Raw genomic sequence first — 23,548 nt, forward strand, 5'->3', positions numbered from 1 at the left:
ATGTAATGTCAGAAAGTTCCGGCACATCTTCTGTTGCGGCAAAACCCTGGGCGCTCATACTGGCTGCCGGGCAAGGTACGCGCATGGCCGATGCCACTGGCGGCACGGCAAAACAGTTTTTGCCCTGGCAGGGCGCGCCGCTTTTCTGGCATGCCGCCCGCGCCATGAGCCGCAGCGCCTGTGTGGCCGGGATTGTCTTTGTTTTTCCTCCCAGCCAGCTTACCGAAGCCAGCGAACTGTTGGCCGACCTGCACAGGCACGATGATCTCGGGCTGCCCTGGGTTACGGTCTGCGGCGGGCCTTTGCGGCAGGATTCCGTGCGCCTTGGTCTGGCCGCCCTGCCCCTGCGCCCCGCCAGCGTGCTTGTGCACGATGCCGCCCGTCCCTTTCTTTCCCCGGCGCTTGTGCGCCGCGTCTGCGAGGCGCTTGCAGAGGGTGCTGCAGGCGTTATCCCCGCCATATCAGTTACCGACACCATCAAGACGGTGGAAAATGGCCGCGTAACGGCCACCCTGCCGCGCGACGGGCTTGCGGCTGTGCAGACCCCGCAGGGCTTTCAGCTTGAAGCGCTGCTCTCGGCCCACGCCCACGCGGTTGAGGCGGGGCTTGCCGTAACCGACGATGCGTCGCTTCTGGAGGCCCTCGGCCTTGAGGTACGCGTCATACAAGGCGAGGCTGCCAACGTGAAGATTACCCGTCCTGAAGATCTGGACCTGCTGCAAGACGAAAATCCCCTTCCTTCCATCCGCACGGGCATGGGCTACGATGTTCACCGTTACGGTCAGGGCCGCCCCATGCGACTTGGCGGCGTGTGCATTCCCAACGCGCCCGAGGTTCTGGCCCACTCTGACGGCGATGTTCTCCTGCATGCCCTGTCCGACGCTCTGCTCGGCTGCGCCTGCCTTGGCGACATTGGTCAGCATTTTTCAGACAAGGATCCCCGTTTTGACGGCATTTCATCCGCCATTCTGCTGCATCAGGTTCTGGACATGGTGCGCGAGACGGGCTGTACGCCCTGTCACGTGGATATGACCATAGTGGCGCAGGTTCCCAAACTCGCGCCCTACCGCGAAGAAATCAGAAAGAACGTCGCCCGGCTCATGGGGTTGCCCGCATCATGCGTGAACCTCAAGGCTACCACAGAGGAACACCTGGGCTTTACCGGACGTTCCGAAGGCATCAAGGCATATGCAGTTGTGACCGCGCGGGGGCGCTGATTAGCTCCGCCTCCCCTGCCATAACGATTCGACACCATAAGGAAGGACATGAACACAGAACTCAGCAGGCCCTGGTTTGCCCACTATGACTCCTTCGTTCCGCGCACTTCCGAGGTGTGGAACAAGCCGCTCTATGCCTTGCTGGATGAGGCCGCAGACAAATATCCCAATCGACTGGCCGTCATTTTCCAGAATACGCGCATCACCTACAAGCAGTTGCGCGAGCAGGCGGAGCGTTTTGCTGGGGCGCTGCGCCGCATCGGCGTTAAGACAGGGCACCGCGTTGCCCTGATGATGCCCAACATGCCGCAGACCGTGGTGGCCTTCTGGGGCATCATCAAGGCCGGGGGCGTGGTGGTCATGACCAACCCCCTGTATATGGAAAAGGAAATCATGGCCAACATGCAGGATTCGGGCGCAGAACACATGGTGCTGCTCGATCTGCTCTGGCCCCGCGTTTCCGCCCTGCGCGACCGCCTGCCCCTGAAAAACTTCATCGTTACCGGCGCTGCGGATGCGCTTTCCTTCCCGCTCAACTGGCTCTATCGCCTCAAAACGAGCCGCAGCGCCAAGGAACCCGTGCCCTACGACGGCAAGAACGTTCATGAGTGGAAACACTTCTGCAAGGGCGCGGAGCGTTATTCCGCTCCCATTGCCGACCCTCTGCGCGACCCCATCATGTTGCAGTATACCGGCGGCACAACGGGCCTGCCCAAGGGCGTTACCCTGACGCACAGCAACGTGGGCACCAACTGCCGTCAGGTGCTGGACATCATCCACGTCAAGGCGGAGGACAAGCACACCTTCATTTCCCTGCTGCCCTTCTTCCACGTGTACGGCCTCACCACAGGCCTGATTATTCCCATCGCCCTGGCGGCCACCACCCTGCCCCTGCCGCGCTATGTGCCGCAGGATGTGCTGCGCCTTATTGCCAAGTACAAGCCCACGGTCTTTCCCGGTGCGCCCTCGGTCTATATTTCGCTGCTGCAACAGAAGAATCTGGCGGAGTTTGACCTGCGCAGCATCAAAATCTGCGTTTCAGGCTCCGCGCCGCTGCCGCGCGAAATATTCCGCAAATTTCAGGAAACCACCGGCGCCGCTATTCTGGAGGGCTACGGTCTTACAGAAGCCTCGCCCATCACCCATTGCAACCCGCTTGGTCAGGAAGGGCAACGCCCCAATTCCATCGGCATGCCCGTACCCGGCACTGATGCCCGCATTGTGGATATGGAAGGCGGCTCCCTCACCCTGCCCCCCGGCAAAATGGGAGAGCTGATCGTGCAGGGGCCGCAGGTTATGCACGGTTACTGGCGCAGGCCTGACGAAAGCGCCAGCGCCCTGCGCAACGGCTGGCTGTATACGGGCGACCTTGCCACCATGGATGAAGACGGTTATTTTTATATTGTTGACCGTAAAAAAGACATGGTCATTGTGGGCGGCTACAACGTGTACCCCCGCGAAGTGGACGAAGTATTGCTGGAACACCCCAAGGTGCTTGAAGCCGTCACTGTCGGCATTACCGACGAGATGCGCGGCGAGATACTCAAGGCCTTTGTGGTGCGCCGCCCTGACGAAGAACTGACCAAGGCCGACGTCATTGCCTGGTGCCGCCAGAAGCTGGCTGGCTACAAGGTGCCGCGCCTTGTGGAATTTCGCGATGAACTGCCCAAAACCATTGTGGGCAAGGTTCTGCGCAGGGCTTTGCGCGAAGAAGAAGAGCAAAAGATGGCCAACAGGAAAAACCGGCGCGCTGCCGCTGCTGCCAGTGCTCCTGCCGCCAGCGGCGAAGATGAACAAGTGGGCCATGCCTGATGCGGATTGTCGCGCAACGGGTTAAAGAAGCTTCTGTTAGTGTTGATGGCCGTCTTGTGGCGTCCATCAACACTGGCATTATGGCCCTTGTTGCCTTTGGGCAGGAGGATGGGCCAGAATTTCGCTCTTCCCCGGCTTTTACGGGCATGGCCCGCAAGCTTGTGGGGCTGCGCATCTTTCCCGGCACAGGAGAGAATGCCCATAAGTTCCACCTTTCATTGGATGAAATCTGTGGTCAGATATTATTGGTGCCGCAGTTCACCCTGTACGCCGATTGCCACAAGGGCCGCAGGCCTTCCTTTACTGATGCAGGCGACCCCGCCTGGGCCAAAGACATGTTTACGGATTTCGTTCAAATGGTTGACGAAACTTGCGCCGTCAGCGTATCGTCAGGCATCTTCGGAGCGGACATGGATGTGCGCCTGTGCAACTGGGGGCCTGTGACCATATCTCTGGACTCTGCCAACCTGTTTTCCCGTTGAAGCGACCTGTTGCCTTACGGAGGAAATACAGCCATGTTTGAGCTGAAGGCGGAATCGCACACCAACGTCACGGTATTGCGTTTTTCTGGAAATCTTCTGCTGCCCGATGTGGCCGAGTTCAGCAAGCTGCTTGAAGGGCATCTGCTGGCGCCTAATATTCGCCAGGTGGTGCTTGATCTGAGCCACGTTGAAAAAGTGGATACTTCCGGGCTGGGAGTGCTGGTAAGCGCCAGCACCAAGGGCCGGGGGCGAGGGCGCAGGCTTGTTCTGCTGATGCCCGCGCCGCACGTGGCCGAATTGCTGCGCAAAGCCGAGATCGAGGGATTTTTCCCAACATTCGAGAGCGAAGATGAACTGAAAGGCTATATTCCCGATACTGCTGAGTAACAATATCACGGGGTTTTGCCCTTCAGCCCGACGGATGGTGCATGGTGCAATACTATCTGAGGCATTACTTCAATCCCGATTTCGATTATCTCAATCTCAAACCGAGTGGAGATAATGGGAAGTCCGATGTATACAGTCTGGGCTACGTCCAGAATGTTATCGCCGGGCAGGTACTGGCTGAGCTTGTGCCTCTGGACGCCTCCGGGCCCAAGGTTGATCAGCGCTTCATCCTTGAAAATGAAGCCTTCCCCATGGGTGGCAACACCCGCGTAGATCCGCGCCATCCCAACTATCTGCTTGCCGCCGCCAAGGGCTATGTTTTTTACCTTAACGGCAAAATTACCGTAAAGACCCTGCTCAACGTGCGTCAGGACGTGAGCTTTCAGACCGGCAACATCTTTTTTGTGGGCGATATGGCCGTGCACGGTTCTGTGCGCGCCGGATTTTCCGTTCAGGGCAACAACGTGCGCATCATGGGCATGGTTGAAGGCGGCGTTGTGCGAGCCCGCCGCGATCTCATGATTGATGGCGGGGTGCGCGGCGGCGCAGGCAAGCACAGCAAGGTTGATGCTGGCGACAAGCTCATGACCCCCTTTCTGGAAAGCGTGGACGCCCGTGCGCGCGGCAACATGGTTATTGAAAAAACCTGTCTGTACAGCACAGTATACGCCGGCAGCAACATGGTTGTGCGCGACAAGCTCTACGGCGGCACTACTAACGCCTACGGCAGCGTTTACGTGGGCGGCCAGCTTGGCAACAAGGCGGCCCTGGCCACCAAGGTTTATCTGGGGTACGACCCCCTGAGCATCCGCCAGCTGGAAAAAATTGACAAAATTATCGCTCAGTTGTCGCAAACCATCACCCACCTCAATGCCATTGCCGGGCATCTGCCGCCCGAAACCAACGATGCGTCCCGCAAGCTGCAAGCCTTGCGGCTACAGCGCAGGCAACTCATCAACAGGCGCGACGAACTGTGGAGCAGACTGGCCCAGGACGAAAACTATATGCAGAACTGCCGCCTGCTCTGCCAGGGCACCGTATACCCCGGTGTGGAAATCTCCATCGGACGCGCGTTTATGGTTGTTGAGCGCATATACCAGTGCACGCTGTTCCGCCTGGTGGACAATGAAATCATTGCGGAACCCATGCAGCCCTCGCATATGAGTCCCAAATGATGAAGCAGACTGAAACGCCGCATTTTCTGGCGGTGTATTCCGAGCATTCCGTACATCAGGGCCAGACCGCACAACAATCCGGGATACCAGACGATATTGAAGTCAGGCTGGGCGAGCGTGTTTTTCACATGCTGCGCCCCGGCGGCGCTGAGCGTGAAACCGCGGTTGTAACCGGGCAGATGCAGGAATTGCAGCGCGATTGCCTGCCAGTTCTGCTTGGCTGCGGCCTTGGGCATGCACTGCGCCAGGTATTGCAGTGCGTTGACGGGCCTGTGGCCGTGGTGGAAAAGGAAGCCGGGCTTCAGGCCATCACAGGTGTGCTGCAAAGCCTGCCGACCAACCTGCGTGAGCGCATTACGCTCATCACCAGCCCGAGCCATCAGGATGCCCTTACGGAGTTGACCCACTGGCAGATGCTCCACGGCGGCCTGCGTCTTCTGCCTCTGGCCCTGCCCTTTTATCTGCGCCTTGACCGCGATTATTACGGTTCCCTGCAAAAAGATCTGCTCGCCAGCGCCAGGTTTGACTTCTGGAGCCGCGCCGCTGGGCCGCGCTTTGCCGGTGCAAGCCCCCGCGTGCTGCTGCTGACCAGCAAATACTTCCTCATGGGTGAAATCGAGGGCGCATGCCGCAAGCTTGGCATTGAATACAAGCTGGTGGTCATCCGCGATGAAGCCGTGGCCCGCGCGGATTTTGTGCAGCAGCTGCTGGAAGCCGTGGTTGCTTTCAGGCCGGACTGCTGTATTACGCTCAACCATATGGGCGTGGACGTAGAGGGTGTGCTCATGGACCTGCTGGCCCGTTTGCAGCTGCCCCTGGCCTCATGGTTTGTGGACAATCCCCACCTCATTATCCATCTGTACTCCCGTTGCGTCAGCCCCTGGACGACCCTGTTCACCTGGGATTCTGACAATATTTCATCCCTGCGCGCGGCGGGTTTTGAGCATGTGTTCTACCTGCCTCTGGGCACAGACCCGGATCGCTTTCACCCCTCCAGGGGCGCATCCGCACCAGCCGCATGGAAGGCAGATATTTCCTTTGTGGGCAATTCCATGGTCTACAAGGTTGGCGGCAGGCTGAAAAACGGGCATTTTCCCCGCCCGCTGCTGCTCTCCTTTTACGCCGTGGCCCAGGAGTTCATGGACAGCCACCACCGCTCGGTTGCTGATTTTCTGCGCGACTGCCAGCCAGAAGCCTATGCTCACTACCAGGCCCTGCCGGACAACGAAGCCAAACTGGCCTATGAAACCGCTGTCACCTGGCAGGCCACCCGTTTGTACCGCAATGGCTGCGTGCGGCGTCTGCTGCCGCTGCGCCCGCTTATTGTGGGCGATGCAGGCTGGCAGAAGGTGGAATTTCGCCACGAGCCCCTGCAACCCCGCTATCTGGACGCCCTGAGCTATTACACGGAACTGCCCCTCTTTTACGGGCACTCAGCCATCAACTTCAACTGCACCAGCAAGCAGATGAAGGGCGCGGTCAACCAGAGGGTATTTGACGTGCCCGCCGCAGGCAGTTTTGTGCTTACCGACTGGCGCGAGCAGATGGAGCAGCTTTTTGAGCCGCACGAAATCGTCTGTTACCATGAGCCGGATGAAGCCCCTGAACTGGCGCGCCACTACCTCGCCCGCCCAACTGAGCGCCGCCGCATTACGCAGGCGGCCCGGCAGCGTGTGCTTGCCTGTCACACATGGCAACACAGGCTGCAGACCATGCTGGAACGCATGCGCGAGGTTTACGGCACACCTGCGGCCCGTCAGGCCGTCCGGGGCTGATAATGGCTGCTGATCCGATTCTGGTGCTGCAACTGCACCGCATGGGTGACCTGATCCTCACCTTTCCCCTGCTTATCCGCCTGCGCCAGCTTTGGCCCCACAATCCCCTGTGGGTCGTTGCAGAACCGGCTTTTTTTCAGCAGCTCATGCCGCTTGCGCCGGAAGCAGTATTTTTTCCCCCTTCGCACTGCCAGGAGCTTGCCCGCCAAAAATACGCGGCGGCGATCAATCTGAGCAGCAGTCCGGTCGCGGCCCAGCTTATGGCGCGACTTGAGTCTCCCCTCAAGCTTGGGCCTGTGGCCGACAGCGATGGATTACGCGTTCAGGGCTTCTGGCAATTGTACCGCGCGGCCCTGACGCAGAATAACCACGCCAATGCCTTTCACTGGGCCGACCTGCACCTGCTGGATCTTTCCCCCGCTCCCAACCTTGCCGTAGTGGGGCATTCGCGCCCCAAACCCGCAGGAACGCGCCGCGTTGGGCTGGTGCTGGGCGCAAGCGAAGCAGCCAAAAGGCCGGATGCGGCCTTCTGGGCGCGGCTTGCCATGCGCCTTGCGGCGGCAGATATGGCCCCGGTTTTTCTGGGCGGCAAGGCCGAGCAGGAACTGGGCGATGAAGTGGCGCACCGTTCCGGCCTTGCGCAGGCAAACCTGTGCGGCAAGCTTGCCCTGCGCGAGGTTGCCGCCCTCATGGGCACGCTTGACCTGTGCATAACGCCTGACACAGGCCCCATGCACCTTGCCGATTACCTTGGCGTACCTGTGCTCAATCTCTCAATGGGGCCGGTACACGCCCGCGAAACAGGCCCATCCGCACCCGGGCAGTGGGTGCTTCGCGCCGCCATGAGCTGCGTGGGCTGCTGGCAGTGCAGACGCAGCCGTCTTTTTTGCAAACAGGCGTTCATGCCCGCTTCTGTAACCCAGCTTGCTCTGCAAATTCATCAGGAGCTTGCCACCGGCAAACCCTGCTGCAAGGCCGCAGGCGATGGCCTTACGCTTTACCGAACCGGGCGTGACGCTCTTGGCCTGCATACCTTGAAACCCTACCCTGAGCCACGCGGCAATTCCTGTCGCCCCCAGCTCGAAGACGTATGGCAGGCTGCTTTTCTTTTTCTGTATGATCCAGGCCAGCAAACCCTGCTGCGCCAGCGGCTGACCCGCCTTCATGCGGGACATCCCGCACTTGCTGGACGCCTTGCCGCCCGCCTTGCCCACCTTTGTGGCCTGTGCAGCGATCACCTGAAAAAACGCACTCCCCTGCCCGATGATTTCTGGCGCGTTCAGCCCGGCATGATACGGCTGTTCACCGGGCACCTGCACATGTTTTTGCAAAATGAAGGTTTCAGCGAGCAGGGCTGGCGCACAGCAGTGCACAGGCTTGCCGCCCTGGCTCCGGTTTTTGCCAATCCTGCCTCCTAGCATGCTCCATATTCGGCAAGTATTGCCCTTTTCCCGCAAATCACATTTTCTTAACTCATTGAATTAATTATACCAACAATTTTGGAACACTCCTTGTATAGCTCAGGGCGCAAGGAGTGAACCATGCAGATTATTCCCACAAGCGTAAGCACCAACCAAACGCTTTGGAACGCCGCCAACAACAACCGCCCCAATGACGAGCGGACGTCTTCCTTTATGGACGCCCTCAACTCCAGTCTGAAGGCCGTTGAAGAGGCTGACGCATCTGCCGATGTCTTTGAGGGCAAGTCAGAATCCAAGCCCAGTACTCCTTTTACGCCCACCGCAAGAGCTGCCGCGCAGGTACAAAGCCCTTATTCGCGCAACACCAGCAACGGCGTTACCTACACGCTGAACGAAGTCTGTTTTACCAAGCAGGAAGTGCAGGATATGCACAGCAAGCTCATCAAGGCTGGCGCTGCGCCTGAAAGCCTTACCAAGCTTGCGGCCCTGGCAGAAATGCCTGACGGCGCAACCCTCGCGCAGATCACTGCCAGCGTTAAGGGCGGCGGCATCCCTGTTCTCACTGATGAGGACAAGGCCAACATCACCTCGCTGCTTAAAAAGATCGACCCCTCTGGCGTTCTGGATACCAATGTTCAGGCCATGATGTTGCAGGGCAACACACAGCAGGCATTCAACACCATATCGTCCTTTGTGAACAAGCTTGACCCGGCGGGCACCCTTGAAGTGAGCCAGGGTGAGGCCATCTCGCTTGGGCGCGGCCTTGGGCTTGGCACTGCCAACCTGCAAACCCTGGCCAACAACTTTGGCAACAGCGCCTCCATCACCTGCCTGAACGAACAGTTCGGCACGCTTATGGCTCCGGTGACAGATTTTTTCACCACGCAGGCCGCTGCGCAAAAAACTCTTGATACTGCCCTCAAAACCACGTTGCAGCCCATTATCAGCAAGGCACGGGCGCGCACGGAACAAGAGAAGCAGGCCAGTTCGCTGCGCGACCGCACGGTGCAACAGAGCAAGGCTCTCATAGACAAAACCGTTCAGAAAAAAAGCAGCAATATTCTTGGTGAAACCCTTGAAGCAGGTCAGAAGGCCGAGCCGGGCGATATCAAGATCGCTGCGCAGAGCGAAGCCATCGGCAAGGATGCGACCGCCACAAAGCATGAAGGGGATCGCACCACAGCCGAGAACAAGGCCACAGTGACCCAGCGCATGCCAGCAGAAAGAACTGCCGACAGCACAGCCGCGAAGCAGTCAAACACGCAGGCGGCGCAACAGTCTGGTTCGCAGACAGCTTCTCGCGCAAGTTCGCAGGCAGACGTGCAAACGGGTAAGACAGCTGCGCAAAACAATGTGCTGCCATCTTCGCAATCGGACAAAACTCCCGCAGCCAACCAGATTCACGCGCAGTCTGCCACTCAGCAGGCCGCCGTTCTGGACGACAAGGGTCAGAAGAATGCTGACAGCAATTCCGGACAGAGCGAATCTGACAAGGATCAAAAGGGCAAGTCTGCGTGGGGCGATCTGCTGGGCAAGGTAGACACGCAATCCGCTGCTGTTACAGGGCGCGGCTCCACTCCCGCCTACGCGGCAGCACAGGCCATGCAAGCTGCCCATGCAGCCCAAAACACATCTGACGTGCAGGATCCCTCAGCCGTTGCCCCCATCGGGCGGCAGGTGGCGCAGCAGGTTGAACAGGGCATGCTTTCAACCGTCAAGGGCGGCGGCACCCGGCTTGACCTGCAACTTAATCCGCAGGAGCTGGGATCCATCACGGTTTCCCTTTCGGTACGCAATGGCGAAGTCAGCGCGGTGATCCGTTCTGAAAAGTCGGAAACCAACGACATGATCAGCCGTCAGGTGGATGCAATCCGCATGAATCTTGAGCAGCAGGGCCTCAAGGTAGACAAGCTCGAAGTGCGGCAGGAAACGCGGCAAGAGCAGAACAGCGCATCCTGGCAGGATTTCAACCAGCACAATTCCCGGCAGGAAGAAGATGCCCGCAGGGAAGAACTTTCCCGGCTGAAGAATCTTGCAACAGTGCGAAATTCCAGCTCAAACATGAATATTTCAACTTTGGAACAGCCTGTGCATTCTCTTGGTAACACGGCAAGATATGCCACCAGCAACCTCAACGTGGTTGCCTGAACCGGGCCGTGAGGAGAATGAAGTATGGCCAGCAGCGTATCATCAGCAATCACCCAGGCTAACAACGAGTTCAATGCCGTTGTTGGCAAGCAAAAAAACGGCGCGAACCTCGACAAGAACGCCTTTATGCTGCTTCTGGTGACGCAGTTCAAGTATCAGGATCCGCTGAACCCTATGGACGACAAGGAATTTGTCTCCCAGATGGCGCAGTTCTCCAGCCTTGAACAGCTCATCAACCTGAATACGAGTATGGGGTCGCTGACTGACGCCACCAACAACGAGCAGATGATCAACGCTACGTCGTACATCGGCAAGCAAGTGACCGTCTCTGGCAACAGTATAGGCAAGGTGACGGACGCAACCGCAAAGACGACATCCATAACCAAGTTCCGCTTTGCGCCCAACGATGCCGTTGCCAGCGGCACCATCACGGTGCGGGATGCCGAAAACAACGTCATCTACACCGAAGCTGTGGCTCCCAAAGCAGCTGGAACCACCTACGAATTCAACTGGAGCGGCAAAAACGGCAGCGGAACAGTTGCCCCGGATGGCGTGTACACGGTCAATTTGTCCCTGCTCAACGCCAGTGGCGAGGCTGTTCTTTCCGATCAGGTGGTGGACGCCAAGGTTACAGGCGTGGTCAACAACAATGGCACAGTGTATCTGGGTCTTGATGGCGGCCAGTTGATGGAGCTTTCAAAAGTGCGGCAGGTCACGCAAGCGGCCACCACCCCCACTTCGTCCGATTCGTCCAGTTCATCAAGTTCATCTGGCGGTTAAGCAGAATAGTTAAATTGCGGGCAGGCAGCCCAAAACTGCATACCCGGAAAAAATATCCCCCTATCCCAAGACACGGAGGAAGATATGAGTCTCTCATCCAGCATGTGGGCAAGCGTTTCCGGCCTTATGGCGCACGGGAACAAAATGAACATCGTCGGCAACAACATCGCCAACGTCAGCACCCTGGCATACAAAGGCCAGCGCGCGGACTTCAGCGACTATCTCTACACCGACAGCGGCAGCGTCAGCGGCACCACCCAGATTGGGCAGGGCGTCAGCACATACGCGGTGCTCGGCGACTACTCGCAGGGTTCTCTTGAATCCACCAACTCAGGATCAGACCTTGCTATTTCTGGCAACGGGTACTTCAAAGTTCGCAAGCAAGACAGTGAGCAGGCGTACTACTCCCGTGCCGGTGATTTCTATTTCAACAACAAGCGCGAACTGCAGAATCCTCAGGGCTTGCTTCTTCAGGGCTGGGAAGTTGACAATGACAGTTCTTCTGTTGTTTTCAACTCTGGTTCTACAACTACCAGCAGCAGTTCAGCCTCAACAACTGCATACATTGGCAGTGGTTCGCCCAAGGATATCGTGCTTGACAGCTGGAACCTTCCTCCCAAGCTCACACAGAGTGTTTCTTTCACCATGCAGTTGTCGAACGACGTCGGCATGGACAAAACCACCAGTACTACTAGCCCCATGACAGCGCTGTTCGACCAGTGGGACGGCACCAAGAAGACACCTCTTGCCGACACAGCATATGCAGCCAGTTCCCCCATTACCGTCTATGACGAGGGCGGCACAAAGCATCAGCTCACGGTCTACTACGACAAGGTTGACACCAGCAACAGCTCGTACAAAGTTAATAACCTGCCTTCCGGCTACACAATGTACGAATATATTGTGACGGTTCCTCCGTCAGAAGACAACCGGACATATGGCGGCACCACGCCGGTGACGTACGATTCTTCTGGTAATCCGATTCTTCCGGCAGACAGTCAGACATTTCAGGGCACCAAAAAGGCCGGTATGCTCATGACCGGACAACTGATATTCAACATCAGTGGACAGATTGTCAACCAGACTGCCTATACGTATGGCGCTCAGGATACCGCTACCGCTGATATGCAGTGCGCCCTTAATCCTGCGCTTTCCACTTCATGGCAACCGACCAAGATTTCCAACAATGGCCTGCCTGTGTTCAACGCCAACTTCTCAGGCTCGGCCCTCAGCAACAGCGTATCCGAGGTTTCATCCTACGGCGGCAGCAATCACAGCCTCGCTGAGAAAACCATCATCGAGTTGGACCTGGGCCTGAGGGATACAAGTACCACTCCGTGGAACAATTCAACCAACACTTTGGATGATTTAAAAGTTGTCCCCCCAGTTGCGCCTGCCACTCAGGGCACCATTGACTACAATACCGCCCCGAGCACCATGTCTACAACTGTGCGCAAAAACGGCGCCTCGATCGTGACAAGCGGTAATTCACTTGTACAGTCATCAAAAGCTGATGGGTATGCATCAGGCGTACTCAACAACTTCAATATTGATGCTAACGGCATAATTTACGGCAAATACGACAACAACGAGACATTGGCCCTGTACCAGATTTCCATGTATGACTTTGACAACCTGCAAGGTTTGTACAGAGAAGGAAACAACCTTTACTCTGAAACAAAAGAATCTGGATTTGCCCGGCAGGGCGTAGCAGGCGATAATGGCTTTGGCAGCATCAAGGCCTACAATATTGAACAGTCCAACGTGGACATGTCGCGCGAGTTCGTGCAGATGATTTCTACACAGCGCGGCTTCCAGGCCAACTCAAAGACCATCACCACGGTGGACAACATGCTGGAAACTGTTATCGGCATGAAGCGGTAAAATAGAAATTGCAGTAGAAAGAGGGCCGGGGGGCCGCAAGGCCTTCCCAGCGTTGGGGATAGCGCTGCAAACCTTTCTTTCCCGTGTCGGGCGTCGGCCATTTGGTCGACGCCTTTTCGCGTTCCAAACAAGCCTGCTGTGTCAGCTTGAAAGTAAAACCAGGAAGGGAGAGGGAAGGTATTCCACAAATGCGGAAAAACTATCGGACTCTGTCGCTCACGCCGAGCGGCTTGTTGCCGATGGTGCCGCGCAGCCAGTCGCAGTAATCGGGAAAGGTGGTCAGCAATATCTTGAGGGCATTTTCTTCTGCCAGAGCATAAAGGCGGGCCGTTACCTTGCCCGTGCCTACCCAATGCTTGAGGTGGCGGGAAAGATCGGCATGCCGGGCAGTCATGCCGCGTGCATGCACCCCCCGGAACCACTCCACGCCAATATCAAGGCAGACTGGCCCGCACTGCCTGTACGCGCCTGGCGGCAATACCGGGCCATGCGGCACACACAGGGGCCGCGTTTTTTCCAGATCAAGCAGACAGGCCCATTCATTGACGCGGCATTCCGGCAGGGGCCAGGGCTGCGCATCAAAAATGCCTGCAAAGCCACGGTCATACGGCCTTGCAAAAATGCCCCTTTGCTGGGCCAACGCATAGAGCTGCTGCAACTGACTGTAATCAGGCCGAAAATCCATATACCGCTCAGGCCCGCACGGTTCGCAGCCCATGACCTCGCGCGTCAGCTCCGCCACACGGGCCGGGCAGTTCCAGCACTGACCAAGATGGCCCACAGCCACGGCCTCGCCCATGAGGCCGCCCAGATAACCAAGCACATCCTTGAGCACAAGCACATCGTTGTGCATGAGAAACAGCCTGCGGCTCGTGCTGTGCTCAAAGGCGTACTGGTAGCGGATGCCGTAGCGGTAGGCATCATCGGCGAAGCGTGATGGGTCTGCGGCATTGAGATCAAGCCAGTAGTCGGGCTGAAAAACCCGGCACCTCTCCCCTATCAGGTTGCCCAGATACTGCACCACCGCATAGGGGCTGACGATATCATACTGCGAGCCATAAGGCTCAAACTGCAACCAGACATTGCCAACGCGCCTGCCGCTGTGCTTGAGCAGCGACAGGACAGAGAGTGCTGTCTGATACGGCTTGGCGAAAATGTTCATCGCCACGTCTATCTTTTCAGAGCTGTCCTGTTGCATTGGCAACTGTTGCACTGCGCCCGTCATGTCGCCCTGCTCTCTATTCGGCGGTGGCAGAATCTGCAGGCGCTACGTCTACGGAATTTTCCTGCTCATTTTGCCCGCCCTGCCCTTCCATTGCGGCAAATCCTGCAGCAGGAGCAGACTTTTTACTGGCCGCATCGGCTGTGGCAATGGCCTGTTGCAAATCTGCCGCAGCAACATTGGCAAGCGCGCTGACAATCTGGCTGTCAAAGCCCTTGTCTTTCATGAGCAGGGCAACGGCTTCTTCGGGCTGCATGCCCGCGCGGTAGGAACGGGGGCTGACCATGGCACAGAAGGCGTTGACCACGGCCAGAATGCGCGCATTGTGATTGATGGCCTCCCCGGCCAGACGCTGGGGCAGGCCCGTGCCGTCCATGCGCTCGCCCATCTGAAAAACAGCGTCCGGCACTGGCAGGTTGAACTGCATGTCGCGCAGGATGCCATAGGCATATTCCGGCGCGCGCATAACCTCTGTCTGTTCCTCGGGAGTGAGCTTGCCCTTCTTGGTGAGCAGCTCGCGCGGCACAAATATCTTGCCCACCTGCGAAAGGCGGGCCGCAAGACGCAGGGTTTCCCTGTCCTTGTCGGGCAGATTCATGGTGCCGGAGAGCAGGTCTGCCACATGCTCCATCTTCATGGAGTGCCCGATGAGGTTCACGTCCACACTTTCAATGGCCCGCACAAGGGCGGCAATACTGTTGGCCTGACGTTCACGCGCGGCCTCCGCACGGCGGCGGAATTCCGTAATATCCTGAAAAATCCCCACGCAGCCGCCCTTGCCTTCTTCCCCGGAATTGTCGTGATCTTCAAAGGGGAACAGGGTCACGCGGAAAAGGCGCACATCCCCGGGTTGGGGAACAGAAATCTCGATGCTGCCTTCCTTGCCGCTGGCGCTCACCTGAGCCATGCCCTTCAGGAGCCGAAGGGCGGCATCTTCCGGCAGGGCCTCGCCCACGGGCGTGTCTTTGAGGGAATCTTCATCCTTGCCCGCCATCTGGCAGAAGGCCGGGTTGCACATCTGCAAGCGCCCATTTTTGTCCATGAGCATAAGCCCGGCCTGCAATGAGGCGTTGACGCTGTCGAGCATGATCTTCTGCTGGCGGATAAGCGTGTACAGATGCTTGAAATGCTGGGCAGTGGCCCTGTGCGAGCGGCTCACCAGCGAAGCCCAGATAAAGGCCAGCAAAAGCGCCGTGCCAAGACTGCCAAGAATGCCCAGGCCGTATATCTGCTTTGCCTGGCTTTCCACCAGCGCATCAACCATGTCTGCCGGGGCCTCGATGGTCACAAGCCAGCCCAGACTGTTCATATAGCTGCCGAGGGAATAGGCCTCGCCGCCCCCCACAAGCCCCTGCCGACGCTTGAAACCAAGGCCGTCAGCCAGAGTCACGTGCTGCACCGGCTCAAGCGCAGGTTTGGCATCGCGCAGCAGTACGGCCTCTGTGCCGCTGCCTCCGGCCTGCAAAATGCGCGGCAGCAATCCGCCGTACTGATCCTGCCGTTGGGCAAGAAATGCCGTCAGCACCCTGTCCACAGGAAGAGTGGCAAAAAGCACGGCAACGGGGACGCTTTCGCCCCGGCCCAGCACTTCGTACATGGGATCGGCCAGATCAATAACCATTGTGTCGCCAAGAGCGCGCACAGGGCCAAAGACAACAGTCTTTTTGTCCACGGCGCGGGTCACAAGGCCCACCTGGGCCTCGCCAAGGGGCGCATCCTCTTTGCTCACCACAAAGGGATTGCCCTTGGGCGAAACAATCCGAGCAGAAACCCAGTTTTTGCCGCGCGCAAAGTCCCGCAGCAGATCCTGCATATAGCCCATCTGCTCGGCAAGATTGCGCAGCGATTCATCGCCGTTTTCCATGGCATCCGGCGCGGAAAGGCGCGCCTCGCCATCGGAGCCAAGGTTGCGCACATCCACGGCAAACAGGCGGAACATCTCCGCGCTGCTCACAAGCCGCGCCTGCTCAACAACGGTTGCATGCCACGCGCGGATGGATTCCAGCGATTTATCCACCCACGATTGCTGCATTTCACGCTGGTTATTCAGAATATCCTGTGTAACATTCTTGAGCTGCAAGGTGCAGAGGCCGTAGGCCACAGCCGCAGTCACAACAAAAAGCGACAGGCTGACAGCAGCCACCGCGGCTTTTTTCAGACGATAGCGACCAGCAACGGATTGCTCATTAAGTTCCTGCGTTTTCATGGGCTTATCCTATAGTACATTGCGCATTAACGTACCGTTAGCGGTGAAAACCCTCCCACACCAAGGGTGCGGGCTGCGCGCTGCATGCCTGCGGCGGCTTTAGTCTATCTTGCGGCCCTTCAAATGGGCCCACCGACCGAATTCACTGACCGAATACTGCGGGCTGTACTGCCGCACCTTGGTGTGCGAAAGCACTGAATTACTGAGATTATCCAGAATAAAGGCATCGTCGTTCAGGTACACCACCAGAACAGCATGGGCAAAATTTCTGATTGTGTCGCGCACAACAACAACACGCATGCTTTCGGGCGGAATGCCCAATTCCTTAAGAGTAAAATACTTGATAATGGAATAGTCTTCGCAGTCGCCAGACTTTTTCAGAAATTCCGCAGGAATTTCCCAATAATCTTCCTGCCGCCAGTTGACGATATCTTCCACATAGGGCCACGTATTCCAGAAAGAATTTACGTAGCGCAGCAGTTCCATCTTGTTGTTCACCGGGGCTTTGGACTTGAACGTGTCCCAGGTAACGCCCTTTTTGAACACCTTGCCGGGTATGAATATGGGATCCATCTGGTTGCGCTTGAGCAGATCAAGCCAGCCCGGCAGAGTGGATAAGGGGCGTTTGAACTCCACAGTGCCGAAAAGCTGCACCTTGGAATCATGCGCAGGCGCTGCGGGCTGTGCTGCGGATTGCGCCGCGCCTTTTGCGGCATCCGGCGTCGCGACCTTGGCGGGGGCGTTGACTGCGGCGGAAGAATCAGGCTTTCCAGTTTGTTGCGATGATTCAGGGGATGGGGGCTGCTCTGCGCTATCGGCGTCCGTCTGAGGCTGAACGCTGGAATCAGCGTCTGCCTGCTGGATTGTCTGGGGGCCAGATTGCTGGCCCGATTGCAGCCCTGGCTGCTGCTCTGGCTGCTGATCAGCAGTGGGCAAAGCGGAGTTTGCCCCATTGCTGCCGTTCTGTTCAGCCCCCGTGCTCGCCTGATCAGTTGCTGCAACAGACGGTGCCGCATTGTTTTCCGCAGCGGCGGAAGACACGGCTGGCGGCTCGGAAACTTCGGCATTGCCAATGGCTGCGCGTGGTTGAAGATTGAGCGAACCAGCCTGGGCGGGGTTCCAGCCATTTACCCAGAACAGCAGACACACCAAAAGGGCCGCCATGCCCCCGGAGAGGGCCGCGACCAGTGCAAATTTGGAGTATCGAAGTTTTGGCATAGGCTCACCGATCACAGGTGTGCAAGTTGCGGCATACTATACTGCCGCCTATGGAGCGTCCAGTGGTCAGAGGCGTTTTGGCTTATTTTTCGGATGGCTATGTCCCAGCTTCCCCTAGTGCCGTGCACCATGCACCATTCCTCAATAAAGCATTGCTGAATGTTGCTGCACACACATACCAGAGGCAATTATGCCCGCCCGCAAGCTGCAAAACTTCACAGACACTGCTGCAGAGTCAGTATGGGGCCGGATGCGCCTAAGTGCCTGAGTCTGCCAGTGCAGCCACATCAAGCCAGTGGCGCACCTGCACATCCTTGCCCCCCGCAGCTGAAAGCTGCATGACGCAACCGCTGCACCCGGTGACGATGTGCCGGATTTCAGAAGCAAAGCCTTCCAGGCATTTGCGCGCCATGTCTGCCGAAAGATCGGGGTTGGACATTTTCAATATGCCGCCCATGCCGCAGCACAGGCCAGTGCCTTTTTTCAAGCCCGGCAGCCCCGCCGTGAGCAGGGGCAAATCAGGATCAGCAGTACCCCAGTGGCAGGGCTGGTGATAACCCACCGCTGCCGGGGCCTTGCCTGTGGGGCTGATCTGCGGTTCTACAAGCAGGGAGGAAAGCCCAACGCACTTCTGCTTCCACTCCTTGCCCTCCTCAGCCGACATAACGGCGGTGTAGCTATCAAGGCTGTGCTTGCACGAAGCGCAAAAGCTTGCAATCAGGGGTTTGCCAGCCTTGCGCCAAAGTTCAAGATTGCGCTCGCGCACTTCTGCCAGGGCCCCCAACTGCCCGGCATGGTGCAACGTGCCGCCGCAGCAGGCAAAATCCGCAATGTCCACAAGGTCGTATCCCCAGCCTGCCAGCAGTTGCCGGGCATTGGATATCCAGCGGGGACGCGCATTTTTTGCCGTACAGCCGCTGAACAGGGCCACCCTGACGCCGCTGACCTTCTGGCTGGGCCGCAGGGTCATCCATGGTTCGCAAGGCTCCAGATCAACCAGCGCGCGGGCGGTTTCCACAGAAGACCGCAACACGCCGGGAATAATGGAATCTGGGGCAAGCATGGCGATTTTTCCCGCCATGGGCCACAGTGGGCCAGCGCGGCGAATCCACATATCCCAGAGAGTTTGCGTCCAGTGAGGGTTACGTGCCCGCGCCTCGGCCAGCAGATCGCTGGTGGAAAGCTTACGCGCGCAGGCCTGCTGACACCGCTCGCACCCTGCGCAGAGGCGCGCCAGTTCGCGGATATCCTCCCAGGGCAGGGACGAATCCAGGCTGCCGCCAAACTCGGGATCAATCTGCTCCAGAAGCAGTCGCTTGCCCTTGGGCGCGTATTCCTCGCGCTTGTAGAGCGCGTACACAGGGCAGACGTTCAGGCATTCGCCGCATTGCGTACAGCCGCGTTTCATTTCAGTACCCCTTGCCGGGATTGAGAATACCGTTGGGATCAAAGACACGGCGCAAGCGCAGCATGAGGGCATGTTCCTTCTGCCCGAGCTGTTTGCCAACTTCTTTCAGGCATCCGCCGCCGTGCTCGCCAGAAAGGCTGCCGCCACATTCAAGGGCTGCCGCATCCAGTTCGTGATGGGTTTTCTGTGTGCGGCGGGCATCGTCAGCGTCAGAGGCATCGTAATGCAGATTGGCGTGGATGTTGCCATCGCCAGCATGCCCAAAGGCGATAAGGCGCTTGCCGTTGCTGGCGGCAATTTCTTCAAATCTGCGCACGGCCTTGAGAATGGAGCCGCGCGGCACGGCCATGTCGCCGCCGATGCGGTCTGGCCCGAGTACATAGGAGGCTGCCGAAACCCTGCGTCTGTAGGCCCACAGTTTGTCTTCCTCTTGCTTGCCCACGCCTTCCATACGCCACAGGGCGTCATCAAGCTGGTTGGCGAGACGGGCATTCTCCAGCGGCACAGTCTCCTTGCTGCCGTCCACCTGAAACAGCAGCAGCGATTTGACGCTGTCCGGCCACGGCACCTCGCCGGTTCTGGCAAGGATTTCCAGCACGGTTTCATTCATGAATTCCACCGCGCAGGGCAGGATACCTGCGGCAAAAACCTTGCTCATGGAGGCCAGGGCGGCATCCAGCGAAGGATAACCCACAAGCACCGATGCCGAGGCCTCGGGCCTGGGCAAAAGCTTGAGAATAAGCCTGGTCACAATGCCAAGGGTGCCCTCGCTGCCCACAAAGAGCCGCCCGAGGTCAAGGCCTATGACATCCTTGTGGGAGCGGCCCCCGAACTTCACCAGTTCGCCGCCGGGCAACACGGCCTCCAGGCCAAGCACGTAATCGCGGGTAACGCCGTATTTTACGGCGCGCAGGCCCCCGGCGCAGGTGATGACATTGCCGCCAACGCTGGTTGCCTTGCCGCTGGCCGGATCCGGCGGGTAAAACATGCCCAGCTTTTCGCACTCGGCCTGAAGCAGAGCCGTATTAACGCCCGGCTCCACCACGGCAACAAAATCTTCCTTATTGATTTCGATGATTTTATCCATGCCCAGCATGGAAACCACAATGCCGGGAACCGTGGGCACGCAGCCGCCGGAAAGGCTGGTGCCGCGCCCGCGCGGGTGCACGGCCACATGCTCCGCATCTGCCCATCGCATAAATTCGCACAACTGCCCGGCACTCTCGGGCCGAACCATGGCCAGCACCGTACCCGTAAGCAGGCTGGCATCGGATGCGTAAACGCGCAGCACCTTGGGGTCAAAGGACACGCCGTCCTTGAACAGATCCACAAGAAACTTCTTGTGCTCAGGGGTGAGCGAGGTCAGAAATTCCCCTGTCATGGCATACTCCAGTGCGGTTATTGCTGCGCAGCAACATTCATTCGGCGGGCCGCCGAAAGGGATACACAAAAAATCTGCTCTACATGCCCAGCCTGCCTGACGCAGAGGGCGCAATCTGTCATGCAGCGCCTCTGTAGCGACGGCGTCAGTGGGCAGCGGAAAAGCCACTGATTACAGGCCATTGACGGCAAATTCGCTGACGCTGACCAGTGCGACAACATATCGCAGGACGAAAATGATGTCACTCCCGCACGAAAAACGGCAACCGCAGAACGGTTGCCGTTTCCCTTCTCAGGTCATTGAACTCTGCCAGCCTATGACGACTGATCTTTCAACTCCTTGATAAGACCGGAAAGCGACAGAGCCAGATCTTCCAGCCGCCGGGTGGCCTGGAGCGAGGCTTCGGCGCGCTCGTCCGTCTGACCGGCGATGGCGTTGATTTCGTCAATGGACTTGTTGATTTCTTCAGATGTGGCGGCCTGCTGCTCTGCCGCAGTGGCAATGGACTGAATCTGCCCTGCCGACTGGTTTGTGCTGGTAACAATGTCGCCCAGCGCCGCACCGGATTCGCCAGCCAGCGATGAGGCATGGTCAAGACCCTGCACGGCTTCTTCCACAGACTGCAAGTTGATTCCTGCCACCCGCTGGATGGAGAGGATTGAGTCGCTCACTTCCTTGGTGGCGTGCATGGTCTTTTCTGCCAGTTTGCGCACTTCATCGGCCACAACGGCAAAGCCTCTGCCCGCCTCGCCCGCGCGGGCGGCCTCAATGGCCGCATTCAGGGCCAACAGGTTTGTTTGATCGGCTATGTCTTCAATGGTGGTCATGATTGCACCGATGCCGTGGGCCTGTTTATCCAGATCGCCCATGGCTTCGCGCAGTTCAAGAGCCTTCTGCTCCGAGGCACGCATGGCCTCAAGCGACCGCCCCACGACCTCTGCGCCCTGATTGGCCTTATCCCTCGCATCCGTGCCCTGGGCGGCGGCATGCGAGGCGTTTTTGGCAACCTCCAGCACGGTGGAGTTCATTTCTTCCATAGCCGCGGCAGTTTCGTGGATGCGCTGCCGCTGCACGAGCGTGGCCTCGCGGATATCTTCTGAACTGCCCGCGAGTGTGCTCACTTCCTGATGGAGCATCTGCACCATATGTTCGAGCTGGCGCGCGGCTTCAAGCATGCCCTCGGCCTTGGCGCGCTCGGCGTGCAGGCGGGCGGCCTCGGCCTCGCGCGTAGCGGCGTTTGCTGCTGCGGCCTGTTGCTGCGCCTCAACAGTTTTGGCCTCAATCTCCGAAATATTGGATTTAAGGGTGGCGCTCATGGAATTGAGGGACTCAAAAATCACGCCAATTTCGTCAACGCGGCGGTTGACGAGGCTGCCATACACACCAGCGGAAATATCCTTGAGGAAAACGCCCACGGTCTTCAAAGGTGTAATAATGAGCCGCCCGGCCAGCACCCAGATACCTATGCAAATGCCAATCAGGCTTGCCAGCATACCGGTAGCAAACTGCCACACAGCGGCGTTGACAGGCTCCATAAGCTCGCTTTTTTCAATGAGGCCAATAAACTTCCACTTGAGTTCCGGCGAATTGTACACCACAGCTTCATACTGCTTGCCGCTGAATACAGCCTCGCCCGTGGCCGCACCTGACTTGAACAGGGCCGCCAGAGCATCGTTGCCAATGTCGTCTATTTTCTGAAAATTGTGCTGCGGGGTCTTGGGGTCGGATATAACCACGCCGTCATCCTGCACCAGAACAACAAAGCCGGTGCGGCCAATGCGCACGTTTTTGATGAGGTCTGTGAGGGTGCCCAGAGTAATATCTATGGCCGCAACGCCTGTAACTTTGCCGCTGCTGTCGCGCACGGCGCGGCAGGCGCTGACCATTGGCTGACCATCGGTACTTCTGTAGGCGCTGGTAATATAGCTCTTGGCCGGGTCAGACACGGCCATGCCCCACCAGGGGCGTTTGCGCGGATCGTAGCCAGCTGGCTGGGTTTTACCGCTCACGGGGCTGTTGAGTACAAATGCACCTTCCATATTGCCCGCGTAAACATTGGTATATGAGGGGTGCGTCTCCCGATACAGACGGAACAGGGCATCCAGCGCCTTGCCAGCAGTATCGCCTGCCTCGGGGCTGGACGGTGTGGGTTCTGTCGCTGTTGCGTGACTTGTAGTCATCTGCGGCAATTGCGTCATAAGGGGATCAACAGCCAGCATGCCAACGTTGAGCTTGTATTCATCAAACATGGCTGTGACAACATTGCTGACCTGCCGCAGTTCGCCAATGGCGGACTTGGCAAAACTCTCTTCTGAAAGTGTTGCAATGCCCCGCGATGTAAGGGCAAACAGTATGCCCATGGGTATGATGATGATTGCCGCAATACCAAGCATCAGCTTGAGCGATATGGATCTGTTCATAACAAGCCCTTTTGCAAGTGTAGAATTCTGCTTACAGTATCCACAAGATACGTTGCTATTGTTGCAGCCATCATACAGTTCTGGGACACTTTTGCTCACATAAAATTTTTGTCTGCAAGATCAGCCCCTTCAATGGAGAATATTGAGGAGGCAAAATGCAGAGATGCCGCTTCTGTATTAATCGGAAGAGGGCGGGAAAGGATTATGGTGTCAGGAATAAAAATCAAGGAATAGAAATCGGATTAATATCAGCACAATATTTATAACTAACCTGCAAATAGGTTATATATTTTACGCAAGACATCTTTAAAACAAAGCAATAGATAAATCAGAACAGCAGGCTCCAGTTGCTGCGGCATGTCTGGGTTGTGCTCCTGATAATATAAATCCACGCTCCCGCACGGGGAGCGACCTCAACAGACCTTGCCCACGCATAGACCGGGGCGCTTCAATCCACGCTCCCGCACGGGGAGCGACCACCACTTCTGGCGGGTCAATGCGGGTGCAAGAGTGCTTCAATCCACGCTCCCGCACGGGGAGCGACTTTTGCGTGGCATCGTCACGCCCCTGCACTGCGGGCTTCAATCCACGCTCCCGCACGGGGAGCGACGC

General features: G+C 57.9%; 16 protein-coding genes. 10 read left to right on the top strand and 6 right to left on the bottom strand.

Annotation, left to right across the window (positions count from 1 at the left end):
* Positions 1-5 precede the first annotated feature (5 nt).
* The 10 genes from ispD (at position 6) to G449_RS0100915 (ending at position 13,081) form a co-directional block, all read left to right on the top strand.
* The gene (gene ispD, locus G449_RS0100870) at positions 6-1,217 is read left to right on the top strand and encodes a 2-C-methyl-D-erythritol 4-phosphate cytidylyltransferase (RefSeq protein WP_022657423.1); all 1,212 of its coding nucleotides are present in this window, start codon (positions 6-8) and stop codon (positions 1,215-1,217) included.
* A 48-nt stretch (positions 1,218-1,265) separates the two neighbouring features.
* Positions 1,266-3,029 carry a long-chain-fatty-acid--CoA ligase gene (locus G449_RS0100875; protein WP_022657424.1) on the top strand — a complete coding sequence of 588 codons (1,764 nt, stop codon included), beginning with the start codon at positions 1,266-1,268 and terminating at the stop codon, positions 3,027-3,029.
* A complete protein-coding gene (dtd, locus tag G449_RS0100880; protein ID WP_022657425.1) occupies positions 3,029-3,511 on the top strand; it encodes a D-aminoacyl-tRNA deacylase in 483 nt (160 codons plus the stop codon). The genes G449_RS0100875 and dtd overlap by 1 nt, the downstream gene beginning before the upstream one ends.
* Positions 3,512-3,544: 33 nt before the next feature.
* A complete protein-coding gene (locus G449_RS0100885; RefSeq protein WP_022657426.1) occupies positions 3,545-3,898 on the top strand; it encodes an STAS domain-containing protein in 354 nt (117 codons plus the stop codon).
* A 41-nt stretch (positions 3,899-3,939) separates the two neighbouring features.
* The gene (locus G449_RS0100890; protein ID WP_022657427.1) at positions 3,940-5,073 is read left to right on the top strand and encodes a FapA family protein; all 1,134 of its coding nucleotides are present in this window, start codon (positions 3,940-3,942) and stop codon (positions 5,071-5,073) included.
* Positions 5,070-6,848 carry a CgeB family protein gene (locus G449_RS0100895; protein ID WP_245559797.1) on the top strand — a complete coding sequence of 593 codons (1,779 nt, stop codon included), beginning with the start codon at positions 5,070-5,072 and terminating at the stop codon, positions 6,846-6,848. The genes G449_RS0100890 and G449_RS0100895 overlap by 4 nt, the downstream gene beginning before the upstream one ends.
* Positions 6,849-6,850: 2 nt before the next feature.
* Entirely contained in the window at positions 6,851-8,266 is a 1,416-nt protein-coding gene (locus G449_RS0100900; RefSeq protein ID WP_022657429.1) for a glycosyltransferase family 9 protein, read from the top strand.
* A gap of 123 nt (positions 8,267-8,389) precedes the next feature.
* Positions 8,390-10,417, top strand: a complete 2,028-nt coding sequence (locus G449_RS0100905) for a flagellar hook-length control protein FliK (protein WP_022657430.1) — start codon at positions 8,390-8,392, stop codon at positions 10,415-10,417.
* Between the two features lie 24 nt (positions 10,418-10,441).
* The gene (locus G449_RS15415; RefSeq protein WP_022657431.1) at positions 10,442-11,197 is read left to right on the top strand and encodes a flagellar hook assembly protein FlgD; all 756 of its coding nucleotides are present in this window, start codon (positions 10,442-10,444) and stop codon (positions 11,195-11,197) included.
* 84 nt (positions 11,198-11,281) lie between these two features.
* Entirely contained in the window at positions 11,282-13,081 is a 1,800-nt protein-coding gene (locus tag G449_RS0100915) for a flagellar hook protein FlgE (protein ID WP_022657432.1), read from the top strand.
* Positions 13,082-13,280: 199 nt separating this feature from the next.
* Here the strand turns inward: G449_RS0100915 and G449_RS15420 are convergent, their stop codons facing one another.
* From G449_RS15420 to G449_RS0100950, 6 genes are all read right to left on the bottom strand, one after another.
* The gene (locus G449_RS15420) at positions 13,281-14,279 is read right to left on the bottom strand and encodes a hypothetical protein (protein WP_245559799.1); all 999 of its coding nucleotides are present in this window, start codon (positions 14,277-14,279) and stop codon (positions 13,281-13,283) included.
* A 40-nt stretch (positions 14,280-14,319) separates the two neighbouring features.
* On the bottom strand, positions 14,320-16,509 hold the full coding sequence (locus G449_RS15425) for an HD domain-containing phosphohydrolase (protein ID WP_022657434.1): 2,190 nt from the start codon (positions 16,507-16,509) through the stop codon (positions 14,320-14,322).
* Positions 16,510-16,608: 99 nt separating this feature from the next.
* Positions 16,609-17,727, bottom strand: a complete 1,119-nt coding sequence (locus G449_RS17985; RefSeq protein WP_022657435.1) for a transglutaminase-like cysteine peptidase — start codon at positions 17,725-17,727, stop codon at positions 16,609-16,611.
* Positions 17,728-17,983: 256 nt separating this feature from the next.
* Positions 17,984-19,135, bottom strand: a complete 1,152-nt coding sequence (locus G449_RS0100940) for a (Fe-S)-binding protein (RefSeq protein ID WP_022657436.1) — start codon at positions 19,133-19,135, stop codon at positions 17,984-17,986.
* Between the two features lies 1 nt (position 19,136).
* A complete protein-coding gene (locus G449_RS0100945) occupies positions 19,137-20,516 on the bottom strand; it encodes an FAD-binding oxidoreductase (RefSeq protein ID WP_022657437.1) in 1,380 nt (459 codons plus the stop codon).
* Positions 20,517-20,830: 314 nt separating this feature from the next.
* A complete protein-coding gene (locus G449_RS0100950; RefSeq protein ID WP_022657438.1) occupies positions 20,831-22,936 on the bottom strand; it encodes a methyl-accepting chemotaxis protein in 2,106 nt (701 codons plus the stop codon).
* Positions 22,937-23,548 lie beyond the last annotated feature (612 nt).

The organism is Desulfovibrio desulfuricans DSM 642 (genome assembly GCF_000420465.1).
GTDB classification, from domain to species: Bacteria; Desulfobacterota; Desulfovibrionia; order Desulfovibrionales; family Desulfovibrionaceae; genus Desulfovibrio; species Desulfovibrio desulfuricans.